At 71.6% G+C, this 17,723-nt stretch carries 15 protein-coding genes; 7 read left to right on the top strand and 8 right to left on the bottom strand.

The features are described from left to right. The first annotated feature begins 82 nt into the window (after nt 1–82). On the top strand, nt 83–2,446 hold the full coding sequence (gene afsK, locus ACZ5VD_RS19635; protein WP_468549063.1) for a protein serine/threonine kinase AfsK: 2,364 nt from the start codon (nt 83–85) through the stop codon (nt 2,444–2,446). Between the two features lie 41 nt (nt 2,447–2,487). Beyond that, complete coding sequence (locus ACZ5VD_RS19630) at nt 2,488–3,018, top strand: hypothetical protein (RefSeq protein WP_468549062.1); 531 nt, start codon at nt 2,488–2,490, stop codon at nt 3,016–3,018. Nucleotides 3,019–3,154: 136 nt separating this feature from the next. Here the strand turns inward: ACZ5VD_RS19630 and ACZ5VD_RS19625 are convergent, their stop codons facing one another. The 4 genes from ACZ5VD_RS19625 to ACZ5VD_RS19610 are packed head-to-tail and all read right to left on the bottom strand — an operon-like array spanning nt 3,155 to nt 6,500. After that, nucleotides 3,155–4,123 carry an alpha/beta fold hydrolase gene (locus tag ACZ5VD_RS19625; protein ID WP_468682797.1) on the bottom strand — a complete coding sequence of 323 codons (969 nt, stop codon included), beginning with the start codon at nt 4,121–4,123 and terminating at the stop codon, nt 3,155–3,157. A gap of 36 nt (nt 4,124–4,159) precedes the next feature. Then, nucleotides 4,160–4,930, bottom strand: coding sequence for an enoyl-CoA hydratase/isomerase family protein (locus tag ACZ5VD_RS19620; RefSeq protein WP_468549060.1), 771 nt, complete (start codon nt 4,928–4,930; stop codon nt 4,160–4,162). Then, nucleotides 4,927–5,346 carry a Zn-ribbon domain-containing OB-fold protein gene (locus tag ACZ5VD_RS19615; protein ID WP_468549059.1) on the bottom strand — a complete coding sequence of 140 codons (420 nt, stop codon included), beginning with the start codon at nt 5,344–5,346 and terminating at the stop codon, nt 4,927–4,929. Before ACZ5VD_RS19615 ends, ACZ5VD_RS19620 begins: the two co-directional genes overlap by 4 nt. Before the next feature lie 5 nt (nt 5,347–5,351). Continuing rightward, nucleotides 5,352–6,500, bottom strand: coding sequence for a lipid-transfer protein (locus ACZ5VD_RS19610; protein ID WP_468549058.1), 1,149 nt, complete (start codon nt 6,498–6,500; stop codon nt 5,352–5,354). Nucleotides 6,501–6,594: 94 nt separating this feature from the next. Between ACZ5VD_RS19610 and ACZ5VD_RS19605 the strand changes: the two genes are divergently transcribed. Beyond that, entirely contained in the window at nt 6,595–8,190 is a 1,596-nt protein-coding gene (locus tag ACZ5VD_RS19605) for a FadD3 family acyl-CoA ligase (protein WP_468549057.1), read from the top strand. A gap of 189 nt (nt 8,191–8,379) precedes the next feature. On the opposite strand, the gene ACZ5VD_RS19600 is transcribed toward ACZ5VD_RS19605, so the two are convergent. Beyond that, nucleotides 8,380–8,565 (bottom strand): hypothetical protein, encoded by a 186-nt coding sequence (locus ACZ5VD_RS19600; protein WP_468549056.1) that lies wholly within the window; start codon nt 8,563–8,565, stop codon nt 8,380–8,382. A gap of 231 nt (nt 8,566–8,796) precedes the next feature. Continuing rightward, on the bottom strand, nt 8,797–11,814 hold the full coding sequence (afsR, locus tag ACZ5VD_RS19595) for an SARP-family global regulator AfsR (protein WP_468682796.1): 3,018 nt from the start codon (nt 11,812–11,814) through the stop codon (nt 8,797–8,799). 212 nt (nt 11,815–12,026) lie between these two features. Here afsR and ACZ5VD_RS19590 point away from each other — a divergent pair, with 212 nt between their 5' ends. The 3 genes from ACZ5VD_RS19590 (at nt 12,027) to ACZ5VD_RS19580 (ending at nt 14,983) form a co-directional block, all read left to right on the top strand. Continuing rightward, a complete protein-coding gene (locus ACZ5VD_RS19590) occupies nt 12,027–13,256 on the top strand; it encodes an amidohydrolase family protein (RefSeq protein WP_468549054.1) in 1,230 nt (409 codons plus the stop codon). Next, nucleotides 13,253–14,182 (top strand): TIGR03619 family F420-dependent LLM class oxidoreductase, encoded by a 930-nt coding sequence (locus ACZ5VD_RS19585; protein ID WP_468549053.1) that lies wholly within the window; start codon nt 13,253–13,255, stop codon nt 14,180–14,182. Before ACZ5VD_RS19590 ends, ACZ5VD_RS19585 begins: the two co-directional genes overlap by 4 nt. Nucleotides 14,183–14,332: 150 nt before the next feature. After that, nucleotides 14,333–14,983 (top strand): LuxR C-terminal-related transcriptional regulator, encoded by a 651-nt coding sequence (locus tag ACZ5VD_RS19580; RefSeq protein WP_468549052.1) that lies wholly within the window; start codon nt 14,333–14,335, stop codon nt 14,981–14,983. A 47-nt stretch (nt 14,984–15,030) separates the two neighbouring features. On the opposite strand, the gene ACZ5VD_RS19575 is transcribed toward ACZ5VD_RS19580, so the two are convergent. Together ACZ5VD_RS19575 and ACZ5VD_RS19570 are read right to left on the bottom strand one after the other, a co-directional pair. After that, nucleotides 15,031–15,822, bottom strand: coding sequence for a hypothetical protein (locus ACZ5VD_RS19575; protein WP_468682795.1), 792 nt, complete (start codon nt 15,820–15,822; stop codon nt 15,031–15,033). A 53-nt stretch (nt 15,823–15,875) separates the two neighbouring features. Beyond that, nucleotides 15,876–16,610, bottom strand: a complete 735-nt coding sequence (locus ACZ5VD_RS19570) for a hypothetical protein (RefSeq protein WP_468682794.1) — start codon at nt 16,608–16,610, stop codon at nt 15,876–15,878. A gap of 211 nt (nt 16,611–16,821) precedes the next feature. On the opposite strand from ACZ5VD_RS19570, the gene ACZ5VD_RS19565 reads away from it, so the two are divergent. Then, on the top strand, nt 16,822–17,598 hold the full coding sequence (locus ACZ5VD_RS19565; RefSeq protein WP_468549049.1) for an SDR family NAD(P)-dependent oxidoreductase: 777 nt from the start codon (nt 16,822–16,824) through the stop codon (nt 17,596–17,598). The last annotated feature ends 125 nt before the right edge of the window (nt 17,599–17,723 follow it).

Below are 17,723 nucleotides of genomic sequence, written 5' to 3'. Positions count from 1 at the left end.
ATGGCGGTGCGGTGGTGAGACGCTGCACGGGGTCGCGTACATATGTGGAATGGCGTGGCTCGTACGGGGAGGTGGCAGGCAAGTGGTGGATCAGCTGACGCAGCACGATCCGCGGCGCATCGGGCCGTTCGAGGTGCTGGGACGGCTGGGTGCCGGCGGCATGGGGCTGGTCTATCTCGCGCGCTCGGCTTCCGGGCGGCGCGTGGCGATCAAGACGGTCCGTACGGAGCTCGCCGAGGACCAGCTCTTCCGCGTCCGTTTCACCCGTGAGGTGGAGGCGGCCCGGGCGGTCTCCGGCTTCTACACGGCCGCCGTGGTCGACGCCGACCCGCGGGCGGCCGTGCCCTGGCTGGCCACCGCGTACGTGCCCGCGCCCTCGCTGGAAGAAATGGTGAACGAGTGCGGGCCGATGCCGGCCCAGGCCGTGCGCTGGCTGGCGGCGGGGGTCGCGGAGGCGCTGCAGTCGATCCACGGCGCCGGGCTGGTGCACCGGGACCTGAAACCGTCGAACGTCCTGGTGGTCGAGGACGGTCCCCGGGTCATCGACTTCGGCATCGCGTCCGGGGTCTCGAACACACGTTTGACGATGACGAACGTCGCCGTCGGCACCCCCGCCTACATGTCGCCCGAGCAGGCCAAGGACTCCCGCAGCGTCACCGGCGCCAGCGACGTCTTCTCGCTCGGCTCCATGCTGGTCTTCGCCGCCACCGGCCACCCGCCCTTCCACGGCGCCAACCCCGTCGAGACCGTCTTCATGCTGCTGCGCGAGGGCCCGGACCTCGAAGGCCTCCCGGACGAGCTGCGCCCCCTCATCGAGTCCTGTATGCAGATGGAGGCCACGGCCCGCCCCAACCCGGCCGACCTCCAGTCCCAGCTGGCCCCCCACCTCTACGGCTCCGGCTCCGACGACAGCGGTACGGCGTCGGCGTGGCTGCCCGAGCGCGCGGTGGGCCTCATCGAGACCCGCCGCGGCGGCCGGGCGCCGAAACCCGCGCAGAGCGGCGGACGCAGCAGTGGCGGCCGTCCCGCGGCGGTCCCGCCGCCGCCGTCCCGCGACCCGGTGTTCCCGGGGCCCGCTCCGTCGCCCGTCTCCGTCGGCGCCCCCGACACCGGCCCCGTGCGCCTCGCCGGCGCCCAGGTGCCCATCGGACCCGGCCCGCGCGTCGTCGACGCCCGCGCCGCCGCCGTCAAGGCACCCCCGCCGGAGACCGGCCTGGTCGCCTCCTGGTCCAAGCCCCGCCCCGGCGTCAACGGCACAGAACCCGCCGTGGGCCCCGCCGTACCGGCCGCGCCGTCCGTACTCCCGGACACCGCGGCCGGCTGGCGCCCCTGGCGTTTCCGTATGTCGAACGATGTCTGGGGCACCCCCTCGGTCGCCGGCGACCTCGTCTACGTCACCTCCTTCGAGGTCCACGCCCTGGACGTGGCCACCGGCCGGCGGCGCTTCAAGACGCGGGACGTGGCCTGGTCGATGGCGGTCGCGGACGGCCGTATCCACGCCTCCGACGGGCCCACCCTGTTCGCCCTGGACGCCCGCGAGGGCGGCGACCTGTGGCGGCTGTCCACGGACGCCTGGGTGTACTCCCTCAAGGCCGACCGGGGCACCGTGATCACCGGGACCCGCGGCGGCGGCGTCCAGGCCTGGGAGGCCTCCGGCGGCCAGAAGCTGTGGGAGCTCACCGGCTGCCAGACCGACTTCGAGTCCCCGGAGGCGGGCCCGGCCCTGCACGACGGCACGGTCTACCTCTGGCACGACGCCCGCCTGCGCGCCCTGGACGCCCGCACCGGCGACGAACGCTGGTCGTACCCCATCGGCGACTCGGCCTCCTGCGGCGGTGTACCGGTCCGGGTGGCCCACGCCCACGACGGCTACGTCTACGTGTCCGCGGGCACCCGGGTCCTCGCGCTCGACGTGGTCAGCGGCCTCGTCCGCTGGCACTTCGAGGCCCCGGCCGTCTTCCTCTGCCCGCCCACCTTCGTGCCGGGCCCCGCCGTCACCGGCGGCGGCGTCTACCTCGCCGACTACCTCGGCACGGTCTACGCCCTCGACGCCGCCGACGGCCGCGACCGCTGGCGCATCGCCACCGAGGCCCGCTCCTCCGGCGACCCGGTCCTGGTGGCCGGCGGCCACGTCCACGTCGGCAGCGGCAAGGGCCTCTACACCCTCGACGCGGTCACCGGCACCCCCAAATGGCGCTTCCAGGCCGGCGGCGACATCGTCGGCGCCCCCGCCGTCGCCGAGGGCCGCATCCACTTCGGCTCCACCGACCGCCTCCTCTACACCCTGAAGGCCGACGACGGCCGCCTCCGCTGGAAACTCGCCACCGGCGGCGAGATCACCGGCTCCCCGGTCGTCAAGGACGGCGTCGTGTACGCGTGCAGCAAGGACCGCTGCGTGTACGCGCTGGACGCGGAGAAGGGGACGGGGACCGCGCGGACTTCCTGAGCCCGCAAGACCGCGCGCCGGACGTTGCATAGAGTGATCACATGCAACTACGGGGACGCACACTCAAGTTCACGGTCATGGCGGTAGTGGTGGTGCTGTCGCTCACCGGGTTCTCTTCCGGACACAAGAGCAGGGGCAAGAGCAAGAGCGGCGGAGGGGGCGGGGGCTGCAGCAGCTCCAGCCAGCGGCACGACAGCAGCAGCAACAGCAGCAGTGGCAGCGGTGGCTATCGCAACGGCAACTACGGCAACGGCAACTACGGCAGCGGGAGTTCCTCCAGTACCGGCCGTGCCACGACGACGCAGGACGGGACCGTCAAGCTGATCAGCTGCGCGACCGAGGCGACGCCCTACGCGACGGTCGAGATCACCAACCCGAACAAGCGCAAGGCCGGGTTCCAGGCCCGGGTGACCTTCTACGACGCCGACGGCGGCCAGGTCCTCACGGACTCCTCCCGCATCGTGACGGTGCCGGCCAAGGGCAGGGCGACCGCCCGGGTGGAGGTCGAGAAGCGGCTCATCGCCTCCGTCGACCACTGCGAGGCGGATCCGGAGGCCGAGAACCGGGGCTGAGAGCGAGGGCCGAGGTCGAGGGCCGAGACCGAGGTCGAGGGTTGAGGTCGGCAGGAGGGCCGGGCCGTCAGGTCCGGCCCGTCGTTTCGGCCTCGCGGGCCTCAGGCACGTGAGCCCGCACGCCCTTCAGCCCGGCTCAGCCCCGCAGCTCCGTGAGGAACTCGATCAGCGCCGCGTTCACCTCGTTCGGCCGCTCCTGCTGGGTCCAGTGGCCGCAGCCCGGCAGGACGAGGGGCTCGCGGACCAGGTTGGGCATCAACCGCGGGAGCTGCGCGATGAGTTCCGGGGTGCCGGGGAAGGCCGGGACCAGGTCGCGGTCGCCGTACACGTACAGCGCGGGCGGGCTGACGACCGCGCCGTGCCAGGCGGCGGTCAGCTCCCAGTTGCGGTCGAGGTTGCGGTACCAGTTGAGGGCGCCGGTGAAGCCCTTCGCGAAGCTCTCGGCCAGCTCGTCGAGGTCCTGCTCGGTGAGCCAGTCGGCCAGCGCCTCGGGCTCCGGCATGTCCGCGAGCCAGCCCTTCTCCAGGTCGGTCACCAGTGCCTGCTCGTAGCGCCCCTGGCCCGCGCCGTCGCCCGAGGCGCCGTACAGCAGCCTGCGCAGCGCCGAGCGGGGGTCCTTGCCGAACTCGGCGTCGGCGGCCCCCGGCTGGTTGAAGTAGTTCCAGTAGAAGTGCCCCTCGAACCGCTCCCGCATGACCTCCAGCGGCGGTCGCTCGCCCCGGAACGGCGGTGGCACGCTCAGCCCCGCCACGCCGCGCACCACGTCAGGCCGCAGCAGCGCGGTGTGCCAGGCCACCGGCGCGCCCCAGTCGTGGCCCACGACGAAGGCCCGCTCCTCGCCCAGCGCGTGGATCAGACCGACGACGTCCCCGACGAGGTGCAGGATGCTGTACGCGTCCACGTCCTCGGGGTGATCGCTGGCGCCGTATCCGCGCTGGTCGGGTGCGACCACCCGGAATCCGGCGGCGGCCAGCGGACCGAACTGGTGGCGCCAGGAGTGCCAGGACTCGGGGAAGCCGTGCAGCAGCACGACCAGCGGTCCCTCGCCCTCCTCCGCGATGTGCAGTCGGATGCCGTTCACGTCGATCATGCGGTGCTCAACCATGCCCACGAGTATATATCTGCATGACGCATCTAATTGCTACCGCAATCTGAACTCGCGCTGTCGGGTCCGGAACAGTTCGCCCTGCCGCTCGCCCGGCAGGTTCCCGAGCGCCACCAGGTGCGGTGCCTGCGCGTACCCCTGGGCGAGGGATGCCTCCCTCGCGGCCCACAGGGCGCGTACCGTCCCCTGGACGGCCTCGGTGGGATACCCCGCGATGATCGCGGCGGAATCGGTTGCCACTGCCAACGCCCCGCCCGGTTCGGTGAGTTCGGAGACGAACCCGACCTCGTGGGCCCGCCGCGCCGACATCCGCTCGGCCGTCCCCATGAGGGCCGTCCGGGCGGCCTCCCCGTGCGGCATCAGCTGGGCCATGAGGACCGCCTCGTACGCACTGACCATCCCGTACGTGGTGTGCGGATCGAAGAAGGTGGCGGTGGTGTCCGCGATCACGAACTCCGACTCGCCGAGCAGGTAGAAGGCGCCCCCGCAGGCCATCCCGGACACGGCGGCCACGACCGGCTTCCACAGGTCGTTCGCCTTCGGGCCGACCGTGAGCAGCGGATCGTCCTGCATGTACGGCGAGGTCGGCTGCGGCACGACGGCGTCCCGGTCGATGCCCGTGCAGAACGCCCGCTCCCCGGCCCCGGTGAGCACGACGGCCCGCACGGCGTCGTCGAACCTCAACTCCCGCCATACGTCCCGGAGTTCCCCGGCCATGGCGAGGTCGATCGCGTTGAGCCGGTCGGGCCGGTCGAGGGTGACGACGGCGACGCCGGTCTCCTTGTCCTTGTCGGCGCGCACACTCACGGCCGCTCCAGGATCCACTGCGGGAGCCCGGTCGCCCCGTCGTGGGTGAAGCGCACCCGGGCGCCGATGCGGATGCCGTGCGGATCGACGGAGTCGAGCGCCGCGCCGGGCTCGCTCACCAGGTTGCCGACCAGCCGGATGCGGGGTGCCTCCGCCAGCTCCACGACGACGACGTTGTACGGGGCCAGTGCCGCGTACTCCGGCAGCAGGGGTGGGTGCGGGACGACGTACGACCAGATCCGGCCCAGCCCGGACATGGCCTGCCAGGTGCTCGTGAAGGACTGGCAGTGCGGGCAGCAGGGGCGGGGCGGGAAGCGGGGTTCGCCGCAGTCCGCGCAGGCCTGCACGCGCAGTTCGCCCTGGGCGGCGTACTGCCAGAAGGGGGCGCCGTCGGGGTCGGTGACGGGGGTGAGCATGGTGATCAACTCCTGAGCAGCAGCGCCGAAGTGGGGACGCCCTCGCCGGCGGTGACCAGGCAGGTGGTGGCGCCGGGGACCTGCGCGGTGCTGGTGCCGCGCAGTTGCTTCACGCCCTCGTTGATGAGGTTGAAGCCGTGCACGTACGCCTCGGAGAGCCCGCCGCCGCCGGTGTTCAGGGGCAGCCGTCCGCCGATCTCCAGGGCACCGCCCTCGGTGAAGGCGCCGCCCTCGCCGCGGCCGCAGAAGCCGTAGCCCTCCAGGGAGAGCGGGACCAGGGGCGTGAAGGCGTCGTAGATCTGGGCCACGTCGACGTCCTCGGGGGTGAAGTCGGCGTGTTTCCACAGGTGCCGGGCGGCGGTCCAGGCGGGGCCGGTGAGGGGGTCGTCGTTCCAGTAGTTGACCATGCCGTGGTGCTGGGCGGGCAGTCCCTGGGCGGCCGAGTGGACGTGGACGGGCCGGTGCCGGCAGTCCCGGGCCCGCTCGGCGCTGACGACCACACAGGCCAACGCCCCGTCCGTCTCCAGGCAGTTGTCGAAGAGGCAGAGCGGTTCGCTGATCCAGCGGGAGGTCATGTACATCTCGCGGGTGAGGGGACGGTCGTACATGATCGCGGCGGGGTTCTGGTTGGCCCGGTTGCGGCACGCCAGGGCGACGTTGAACAGGTGGTCCCGGGTGGTGCCGTACTCGTGCATGTGGCGGCGCGCGAGCATCGCGATCTCGTCGGCGGGGCGGAGCAGGCCGAAGGGGCGCGTCCACTGGGCGGGCGTGGGGAGTTGGACGCTCGTGTTCCGCCAGGGGCGGGGTCCCGAGCCGCGTTTGCGGGACCGCCACGCGACCCCGACGGTGGCCTGGCCGCTCGTGATGGCGGCGGCGAGATGGGCGATCGTGGCGCACGAACCGCCGCCCCCGAAGCCGACCTTGCTGAAGAAGGTGAGGTCGCCGAAGCCCACCGCCTTGGCGAGCTCCACCTCGTCGGTCTCCTCCATCGTGTAGGAGGCGAGGGCGTCGACCTCGCCGGGCGCGATGCCCGCGTCGTCCAGGGCGGCGAGCACGGCCCTGCAGGCCAGGGTCCGTTCGTCGTCGGGGAGGTGTTTGGCGAAGGGTGTCTGTCCGATGCCGACGATGGCGGTGGCGTCCTTGAGTCCGGCCATGCGCTGTGCACCTCCGCGTGATCCCGGGGCTGCTGACAGGGCGTCAGGCTACAGCTAATCTGACGGTCAGTCAGCTATGCGTTTGGGGGCTGTGATGCGCGAAGACGTGGAGTGGGGCAGCATTCCGGGGCTGGTGAGGTCGGCGGCCGAACGGTACGCGGACGTCGAGGCGGTGGTGGACGGCCGGCACCGGATCTCGTACGCCGAGCTCGGCGCCCGCGTGGAACGCGCCGCGGCGGCCTGTGTCGCGACCGGGGTGGAGGCGGGCGACCGGGTCGCGATCTGGGCGCCCAACTCCCTGGACTGGATCGTCTCCGCGCTGGGCGCGGTCTCCACGGGCGCGGTGCTCGTGCCCCTCAACACCCGCTTCAAGGGCGCCGAGGTGGCGGACGTGCTGGCCCGCAGCCGGGCCCGGCTGCTCTTCGTGACGGGCACCTTCCTCGGCACCTCGTACGTGGCCTCGCTGCGGCGCGCGGCGGGGGAGGGGACCGGCACCGGCCCGCTGCCGGGGCTGCCCGCGCTGGAACAGGTGGTGGTCCTCTCGGACGACGCACCGGCCGACTTCCGCACCTGGAAGGAGTTCCTGGCGAGCGGGGACGGCGTGGGGGAGGGCGAGGTGCGGTCCCGGGCGGCGGCGGTGCTCCCGGAGATGCCCTCCGACCTCGTCTACACGTCCGGGACGACGGGCCGCCCCAAGGGCGCGGTGATCACCCACGCGCAGACCCTGCGGGCATACGAGGTGTGGAGCGACCTGGCGGGCCTGCGACAGGGCGACCGCTACCTCATCGTGAACCCGTTCTTCCACACCTTCGGCTACAAGGCGGGCGTCATCGCGTGCCTGATGCGGGGCGCCACGATGATCCCCCAGCCGGTCTTCGACGTCGGCACGGTCCTCGCGAACATCGCCGCGGAACGCGTCTCGGTCCTCCCCGGCCCGCCGACCCTGCACCAGTCGCTCCTGGACCACCCGGCGCGCGACGCCCACGACCTGTCCGCCCTGCGCCTGGTGGTGACCGGCGCGGCCGTGGTGCCGCTGCGGCTCGTCGAGCGCCTACGCGGAGAACTGGGCGTCGACACGGTCCTGACGGCGTACGGCCTCTCGGAGGCGAGCGGCATCGTCACGATGTGCCGGCGCGGCGACGCCCCGTCGGTGATCGCGTCCACGTCGGGCCGGGCGATACCCGGGACGGAGCTGCGGGTGGTGGACGCGGGCGGCACACCCGTGGAGCCCGGCGTCCCCGGCGAGGTGCTGGTCCGCGGCTTCAACGTCATGCGGGGCTACTACGAGGACACGTCCGCCACCGCGGAGGTCCTCGACCCGGACGGCTGGCTGCGCACGGGAGACGTCGGCGTCCTGGACGCCGACGGCAATCTCCGTATCACCGACCGGCTGAAGGACATGTTCATCGTCGGCGGCTTCAACGCCTACCCGGCGGAGATCGAGCAACTCCTCGGCCTGCACCCCGATGTGGCCGACGTGGCGGTCATCGGCGTCCCGGACCCGCGGCTGGGCGAGGTCGGCAAGGCGTACGTCGTACGTCGGCCGGGGGTGAGTCTCACGGGGGACGACCTGATCGCCTGGGCACGGCGCGAGATGGCCAACTACAAGGTGCCGAGGGCGGTGGAGTTCGTGGGGGAGCTGCCGCGGAACGCGAGCGGGAAGGTGGTGAAGGGGGAGTTGCGGCGGTAGGGGGTGGGGTGACACGCGTCGGCCGCGGCGGCTCCCCCTCCGCGCCACCGCGGCCGATCTCCCCCATGGGTCCCCCGAATTCCCCCTGGGTTCCCCGTGTTTCCCCCGGTTCCCCCGATCCCCGGTTCCCCCGATCCCCGGATCCCCCGTGCTTCCCCCGACCCCCGTGTCCCCCCGTGGGACCGAGGCTCAGGCCTTCTCGTCGGAGATGTGAGTGTCCAGCGGGTTGTAGGTGCCGCCGGAGATGTGGGTGTCGAGCGGCTTGACGTCGTCCAGCTCGGCTTCCTCGCTGGAGATGTGGGTGTCCTCGGGCTTGACCTCGCCCTCTTTCCCGCCGGAGATGTGGGTGTCCTCGGTCTTGATCTTGTCGCTCATGTCGTGATCCCTCTCTTCGGCATTCGTCGCTTCACGAGACCGCCCGTCCGGCAACTCCCCCGAGGGTTGCCGGACGGGCGTCCTGTGGCCGTAGACCGTATCCGTACGACCACCTGCCAAGCCGCCTGCCCCCCGACGCGACGGGTTGGTAACCAAGAGAGTGACGCCTCGCGATAAACGAACGATGAACGCCCCCACCCGGCCTCCCACCTGGGAGATCGGCCGCTTCGGTCAGGCCGCCACCGGGCTGCCCAGCAACCCGCGGACCTCCGCCGCCTCCGCCGAGCCCAGCGTCTCGTAGATGCTCAGGGCCTCGCGCCAGCAGGCCTGTGCGCGGCCGTCCTGGCCGAGCCTGAGCAGCGCCTTGCCCAGCACGGTCAGGACGGTGCCCCGGCGCCACTCGCCGCCGATGCCGCGCAGCGCGATGGCCTGCTCGGCGTGGGCGGCGGCGAGCGTGGCGCGGTCGGCCGCGAGGTGCACCTCGGCCATGCGGAAGTGCGTCACGCCCTCCCACAGCGGCTGCCGGTTCTCCCGGAACCCCGTGAGGGCGGAGGTGAGGTGGGCGAGCGCCTCCTCGTAACGGTCGGCGGCGCTCAGGGCGAGGCCGAGGGCGTACCGGCCGTTGGCCAGTCGCAGGGCCGAGCCGAGACCGTCGTAGATCGCGATGCCCTGCTCGACGAGGGAGATCGCGGAGTCGGTCTTGCCGAGGGCGAGACGGACCCGGGACAGGTTGCACAGGGCGCTGGCCTCACCGGGCGCGTTCGCGTCCGTGCGGAAGTTGTCCAGGGCGATGCGCAGGTAGTTCTCGGCGTCTTCGAGCTGGTTGCGGTAGAAGGCGATGACGCCGCGTTCCAGAGGCGCGTTGCAGTGCGACCAGGGCTCCTCGGCGGAGCTGAGGGACATGGCGGTGCTGGCTTCGGCGCCGGCCTCGTCGAACCGTCCTGCGTACACGTGGACTTGAGCCAGTGTGGTGCGGGCCTGGGCCTCGACCCGGGCGTCGCCGAGTTCGCGGGCGGCGTGGCACAGGGCCGCGGCGGCCCGTTCGTAGGAGAGGGAGCTGGCGCCGGACTCGGAGAGGTCCTTCGCCGACAGCAGCAGACTGGCCGCGCGGCGGAGGGTGGGGGCGCGCAGCGACTGGCGGACGCAGGACAGCAGGCATTCGGCCTCGGTGAACAGCCAGTCCAGGGCCGAGTCCTGGTCCTCGAAGACGAGCCCGGCGTGGGAGGTCGCGGCGATGTGGTCCACCAGGCGGTCGCCCGGCCGCTCGATGGCGTACACCCCGGCGGCCGTCGCCAGGTAGAAGTCCAGCAGCCGGGACATCGCCGCCTCCCGTTCGGAGGGCGGCTGTTCGTCGCGTTCGGCGCACGCACGCGCGTAGAGCCGGACCAGGTCGTGGTAGCGGTAGCGGCCGGGGGCCGCCGATTCCAGCAGGGAGGTGTCGACGAGGGATTCGAGGAGGTCCTCGGTCTCCTCCACCGGCAGGTCCAGTACGGCCGCGGCGGCGGCCAGCGAGAGGTCCGGGCCGTCGGCCAGGCCCAGGAGCCGGAACGCGCGGGCCTGGGCGGGCTCCAACTGGCCGTATCCCAGCTCGAAGGTGGCCTTCACGGCGAGGTCGCCGGCCTGCAGTTCGTCCAGCCGGCGCCGTTCGTCGGCCAGCTTCGCGGCGAGGACGGAGACGGTCCAGGTGCGGCGGGCCGCGAGCCGGGAGGCCGCGATGCGGATCGCCAGCGGGAGGAAGCCGCAGGCCGCCACCACGTCGAGGGCGGCCTGCCGTTCGGAGCCGACCCGCTCGGTGCCGACGATCTTCGTGAACAGGGACAGGGCCTCGTCCGGGGACATCACGTCCAGGTCGACCAGGTGGGCCCCGGCCAGGTCGACCATCCGGACCCGGGAGGTGATCAGGGCCGCGCAGCCCTCGGTGCCCGGCAGCAGGGGCCGTACCTGGGCGGCGTCCCGCGCGTTGTCGAGCAGCACCAGCACGCGGCGGCCGTCCAGGACCGAGCGGAACAGCGCCGCGCGTTCCTCCAGGGAGTCCGGGACGGCGGAGTCGGAGGTGCCGAGGGCCCGCAGGAAGGAGCCGAGGACGGTCTCCGGGTCCGCGGCCCGTGATCCGGCGCCCTGGAGGTCGGCGTACAACTGGCCGTCGGGGAAGGAGCGGCGGGCCTGGTGGGCGACGTGCACGGCGAGCGTGGTCTTGCCGACGCCGCCGATGCCGGCCAGCGCCGAGACCGCCATGACACGGCCCTCGGCGGAGGCCAGCACCTCGCCGAGTTCCGTCACGAAGGCCGAGCGCCCGGTGAAGTCCGGGACGGTCGCGGGGAGTTGGGCCGGGCGGACGGAGACGGACGCGGGCTCCGCCTTCGACGCCGAGGGCTCCGCGAGGCCCGGGTCGGCCTGGAGGATGCGCTGTTGGAGTTCGCGCAGGCCGGGGCGCGGGTCCACGCCCAGTTCGTCGGCGAGGAGCCGGCGCGTGTCGGTGTACACGGCGAGGGCCTCCGCCTGGCGGCCACTGCGGTACAGGGCCAGCATCAGCAGTTCGCGCAGGCGCTCGCGCAGGGGGTGCGCGGCGGTGAGGGCGGTCAGCTCGGACACCGCCTCCGCGTGGCAGCCCTGTTCCAGGTCCATGTCGAGGCGGGTCTCCTGCAGTTGGAGTCGCCACTCCTCCAGCCTGACCCGCTGGGCCTCCGCGTACGGGCCGGGCACCCCGGCCAGTACCTCGCCGTCCCACAGGGCCAGCGCCCGCCCCAGCACCTCCCGTGCGTGGCACAGGTCCCCGGAGTTCTTCGCCTTCTCCGCCTCGGTCGCCAGGTCCTGGGCGACCGACAGGTCCAGGGCGCCGTCGGGCAGCCCCCGGACCGCGTATCCGCCGGACTCGCTGACCAGGACGCCGGGGTCCAGTATCTTCCGCAGCCGCGAGGCGTACGTCCGTACCGCCGCCAGTGCCTGCGAGGGCGGTTCCTCGCCCCACAGGGCGTCGATCAGCTCCGCCGCGGTCGCGGTACGGCCCTCGCGCAGCAACAGGGCGGCCAGCAGGGCGCGTTGCTGGGGTGAGCCGGTGTTCAGCGGTTCCCCGCCGCGCCAGGCGCGCACGGGCCCGAGCACGCCGAAGCGCAGCAGGGCGGCCTCCACCGTCACCACCGCTTCGGCCGTCACCGTCGTCACCGTCGTCACCGCGGCCTTCGCCACGGAGCCGGGACGCCTCTGCTCCGGCACACGCGGTACCTCCGGCACGCGCGGTACACCGTCCATGGCCGTCGTCCCCCTAGAAGTCCTGAGCAACCCCGCCAGTTTGCCTTGTTCATGGCAGATGCGTCAGCTGTGGAGAGCGCGATCACAGATGGACGCGCGGGATGTCACAAGCCCCTCACGCTCTCTCCCCACCTGCCGGGCACGGGGAAGTCTCCATCGGTCCGGCTTCCGCATAGCTGACGGATCGTCAGATCGGCGCTACCGTCAGCGGCATGGACACCCAGACCCCGCTTCCCCTGATCATCTCCGTCGACGACCACACGGTGGAGCCCCCGACCGTCTGGCAGGACCGGCTCCCGAAGAAGTACCTCGACATCGGGCCCCGCACCGTCCGCGCCCCCCTGCGCGAAATGACCTTCCTGGGCGGCCGGTTCAAGCCCGTGATGGGCCGGCCCGGCGACGACGGCCCCATCGGCGACTGGTGGGTCTACGAGGATCTGCACCGCCCCCTCACCCGCCTCGACACCGCCGTCGGCTACAGCAGGGACGAGATCAAACTGGAGGTCATCACCTACGAGCAGATGCGGCCGGGCTCCTACGACGTCCCGCAGCGCCTCGCCGACATGGACGTCAACCACGTCCAGTCCGCCGTCTGCTTCCCGACCTTCCCGCGCTTCTGCGGCCAGACCTTCACCGAGGCCAAGGACCGCGAACTGGCCCTGCTCTGCGTGCGGGCCTACAACGACTGGATGGTGGAGGAGTGGTGCGGGCCGCAGGCCCGGGGCAGGCTCATCCCGCTCACCCTCATCCCGTTGTGGGACGCCGAATCGGCCGCGGCGGAGGTCCGGCGCAACGCGGCCCGCGGGGTCCGTGCGGTCGCCTTCTCCGAGATACCCCCGCACCTCGGACTGCCCTCCGTGCACACCGACTACTGGGACCCCTTCCTCGCCGCCTGCGACGAGACCGGCACGGTCGTCTCCATGCACATCGGCTCCAGCAGCCGGATGCCGTCCACGTCCGAGGACGCCCCGCCCGCCGTCGGCTCCACCATCACCTTCGCCAACTGCTGCTTCTCGATGGTCGACTGGCTGATGAGCGGCAAGTTCGAACGCTTCCCGAACCTGAAGGTGATGTACGCGGAGGGCCAGATCGGCTGGATCCCCTACATCCTGGAGCGCGCCGACGTGGTGTGGGAGGAGAACCGCGGCTGGGGCGGAGTCGCCGACAAGGTCCACCGCCCGCCGTCCGAACTCTTCACCGAGCACGTCTACGGCTGCTTCTTCGACGACGCCTTCGGGCTCAGGAACCTCGACTCCATCGGCGTCGGCAACGTCCTGTACGAAACCGACTACCCCCACTCCGACTCGACCTGGCCCAAGTCCCGCGAGGTCGGCGAGGCCCAGATGGGCCACCTCGCCCCGGACGTGGTGGAACGGATCGTGCGGGGCAACGCCATCGACCTGCTGGGGCTCACCCCGGACGGCCTGTGGAGCGCGCGGTGACCCTCGCCTACGGCATCCAGCTCCCGGTCCAGTCCCAGTCCACGATCTACGCCGAGCCGTGGGAGGCCGCCGCCGGGCCGGACGACCTCGTCGAGATCGCCCGGACCGCCGACCGGGCCGGGTTCGCGTACATCGCCTGCTGCGACCACGTGGCCATCCCGCGCCGCCTCGCGGACGCGATGAGCACGGTCTGGTACGACCCGGTGGCCACCCTCGCCTTCCTGGCCGCCGCGACCGAGCGGGTACAGTTGCTCAGCCACGTCGCTGTCGTCGGCCTGCGGCACCCGCTCCTCACCGCCAAGCAGTACGCCACCCTCGACCACCTGAGCGGCGGGCGGCTGCTGCTCGGGGTCGGCGCCGGGCATGTGCAGGAGGAGTTCGAGGTGCTCGGCGTCGACTTCCGGCAACGCGGGTCCGTACTCGACGAGTCCGTCGACGCCCTGCGTGAGGCCCTCGGGCCCGAGGAGTTCCCCGAACACCACGGCAAGTTCTACGACTTCCAGGACCTCGGCCAGCGCCCCCGGCCGGCCCAGCCCCGCGTGCCCCTCTGGGTCGGAGGCTCCTCGCCCGCCGCCGTCCGCCGGGCCGCGCTCAAGGGCGACGGCTGGCTGCCGCAGGGCGATCCGCGTGAGCGGCTGCCCGCGCAGATCGCCAGGATCCGCGAGATCCGCGAACAGCACTCCGTCCAGGGGGCGTTCGTCGTCGGCGCCATCGCCGAGCCGCTGTACGTCGGCAGCCCCGCCTGGGATGTCGGCCGCAGGGTCCTCACCGGCCCGCCCGAGAGCCTCGCGGAGTCCCTGCGCGCCTACCGCGCGATGGGCGTCGACCAGATCCAGGTCCGCTTCCGCAGCCGGAGCCGGAGCGAACTCACCGACCAGATGGCCGCGTTCGGCACCGAGGTGGGGCCGCTGTTGCGGGAGTCGTAGGGGGACGGTCGTAGGGCAGCCGTCGCGCGGGCGGTCGCCCAACCTGTCAGACAGCCGGGGTTTCTCTCCTTGAATCTTTGAACATGTCCACGCCGGGTCGCGTATGTACGGACGTACGGACGAGACGGCTCCGGCGGAAGGACCCGTGCAGTGCGATCCTCCGAACAACTCTCCGTCGCCCTGGCCTGCGCCGAGGGCGGCTGGCCGCACGACGACTGGCCGGCCCCGGACGATCCGTACGTGGACCGGGTGCTGCGGGTCCCCCCGCCGTACCGCGGGCTGCGGGAGTGCGCGGCGGACGTCTTCGTGCTGTGCTGCCCGGACCCCTCGGTGTCCTTCCCGGAGTTCCTGGAGGCCCTCGGCACCCGGAACGTCCCGGTGATCGTCGTCAGCCCCCGCCGGGACGTCGACACGGTGATCGAGGTGTTCCGGGGCGGGGCGGGCTATCTCGTCGAGGGCGACTACTGCGGCCACATGCTGTCCTCGGCCGTCATGGCGGCCACCGTCGGGCACACCTACCTCTCGCCGAGCGCGTGTGCGGCCCTGCGCGAGGGGGCCCGGCGGATGCCCACGGCCGGCGACGCCATGGAGCGGCTGCGGGCCCTGCTCTCCCCGCGCGAACAGCAGATCATGGAGCTGCTGTCGACCGGCCTGGGCGCCCAGGAGATCGGGCTGCGGCTGCGGCTGAGCGAGAAGACCGTCCGCAACAACCTCAGCAACATCTACGCCAAGCTGGACGCCCGGGGCGGCACGGACGCGGTCCTGCGCTGGCTGGGAGCCACGCCCGTGCTTCGCACCTGAGAACGGATCGGCTCCCTCATGGAGCCGGTTCCCTTACGGGGGCGGCGTCAGGACGCCGGGATCTCGCCCGCCGGGATTTCCACGTCGGTCACATTGCCGCCGCCCTCACCGAATCCGGGTTCCGCCCGCAGGCTGTTCCCCGAGTTCAGGATTCCGTTCGCCTCCGGAGTCCCGCATTTCACGTTGCGCAGCCACAGCCGGCCGTCCGGCGTTCCGTTCTTCAGGATCTGCGGATAGAAGACGTGCACGGTCGCGGCGCCCTCGCTCGGCGAGAAGAACACCTTCTGGCCGTCCTGCTCCTCCTTGTACGTGGCCTTCAGGAATCCACTGACGTCGGTGCGCTTGGCGGACCACATGAAGAAGGCGATGCTGTCGCTCTGCACGGTGTCCGTGCGGCTGAACGCCAGCCCGGTCGCGGTGTCGTCGCGGGTGATGTTGAATTCCGTCGAATTGAACTTGATGCCGATCTCGAAGAAGGAACTCCCGAGTTTCGTGTCGGCCGCGACGGTGAATCCGTCCTCCAGCTGGATGGTCCGGGTCACCGACGTACTCACGTTGAACGTCTTCGAGGCGGTGCCCGTCGACCCGCAGTTGTCGGTCACCGTGGAGACCCGCTGGTTGGGACCGAGGCTGTCCGCCTTGAACTGGACGTCGACGAACTCGCAGTTCGCCAGTCGGTCGGAGTCCGCCGCGCAGTCGGCGCTCACTTCCGAGGGCGTCGCGGCACCCGCCTGGTTCATCAGCGGAACGGCCACCGCGAGGGCGGCCAGCGGGGCGAGGGCGAGGGTGACGCGCTTCTTCTTGCTGCGGTGGCTTCTGGTGCGGCCGGCACGGCTCATGGGGGGGGTCCTCCGGAGGGGGGAAGGTGCGTGAACGGGCTGGTGGTCGGGGGTCAGCAGTCCTCAAGGACCGGCTTGGCGGTGCCGTCCGCGATCCCGGGAGCACCGGCCGCGCCGGGCAGGATGACGGGGCCCTCGACGACCTCCGGCGCCACGAAGTTCTGCTCGGGGGAGGGGTTCACGGCGAAGCTGCCGGGGTTGGCGTCGACACGCACCCGCCATTCGCCGGTCATCCGCTGCATCTTCGGCGTGAACTCCATGTGGAGCACCTTGCCGACCGGCACGTCGCGCTGTTCCGTGTCGCCCGCCGTCGCCGACTCCACGGTCATGTCGAGGGTGCCCTTGTGCTTGAGCCAGGATCCGCTGAGGAATCCGAAGAGGCCACCGCCGCCGCCCTGTTGGGTCGCCTTGTAGGTGCCCTGTCCCTGCGCCGCGGTCGCCGACCAGGTGAGGGAGACCTTCGCCGGTTCGGTGGCGTTCGGTTCACAGTTGGGGAAATCGATGGACGCCTTCTCGGTGGGGCCGTCGAAGGTCTCGAACTTGGTCTCGACGTAGTCGCAGTTGTCGGCCTCGAAACCGTCCGCGAAGGCGCCCCCGAAGTCCCTCACCGACCGCTGCTTTCCGCTCACCACCGCGGACCTCTCGCACATCCGCATGATCTGGTCCGGTGTCTTCGCGTCGGCCGCGTTCGCCGACGGCAGCATGGCGACGACGGCTCCGCCGGTCGCCAGGGCCGCGCCGATCGCGATGTACCGCACTTTCCTGTTCCGTAGTCTCCTCTTGGCCATGGGGGTGCTCCGTCCTTGGGGGTGGCTTTGCTTTTCCTTGGAGGAGTATTGGGGTTCTTCATGGGTGGACGACAGAGTCAAATATCCCTACTTGCAAGTCACTTGAGGTGTGCTGCCGCAACGCGGAGCAATCCGCAACCGCTATCTGACGTGTCGTCAGATGCGGAGTTACGATGCTGGACACCAGCGGTGCGATGCGAAGGGGTTCGGCATGGGCAAGCTCGACGGGCGGGTCGTCCTGGTCACCGGCGCGGCACGAGGTCAGGGGGAGCAGGAGGCCCGGCTGTTCCGCGCGGAGGGCGCCGAGGTCGTCGTGGCGGACGTCCTCGACGACCAGGGCCAGGACCTCGCCAAGGAACTCGGCGCCCTGTACGTCCATCTCGACGTCAGCCGGGAGGGCGACTGGCGGTCCGCGGTCGACGGCGTCATGGACCGGCACGGCCGGGTCGACGGGCTGGTCAACAATGCCGGCATCCTGCGCTTCAACACCCTCCTCGACACCCCCCTCGACGAGTTCATGCGGATCGTCGAGGTCAACCAGGTCGGCTGCTTCCTCGGCATCAAGACCGTGGCCGCCCGGATGTCCGAAGGGGGCACGATCGTCAACACCGCCTCCTACACCGGCGTGACCGGCATGGCGGCCGTCGGCGCCTACGCGGCCAGCAAGCACGCCATCCTCGGACTCACCCGGGTCGCCGCCCTGGAGCTGGCCGCCCGGAACATCCGGGTCAACGCGATGTGTCCCGGCGCCATCGACACCGCGATGTCCAACCCGGCCCATCTGGACCCGAGCGGGGCGGCGGACACCGAGGAGGCCTCACGCGCCCTCGACCGCTTCTACCGCAAGCTCGTGCCGCTCGGACGGATCGGCCGGCCCGAGGAGGTGGCGCGGCTCGCACTCTTCCTCACCTGCGAGGACTCCTCGTACATCACCGGCCAGCCGTTCGTGATCGACGGGGGCTGGCTGGCGGGCGTCAGTGTCCTGTGACCGGCGTTTCTGATGGAACGTCAGCTATTGACGCTCCCGGTGGCCGGTGGAACAGTCGGACCCATGAATCTGACGATCCGTCAGAAGTGACCGTTCGGAACTATCGGAACTGACCGTGGGGACGG

The sequence above is a fragment of the Streptomyces sp. NPDC032822 genome, assembly GCF_055578825.1.
Note: the sequence above shows the minus strand (reverse complement) of the source record. Positions and strands in the feature narration are given on the sequence as shown.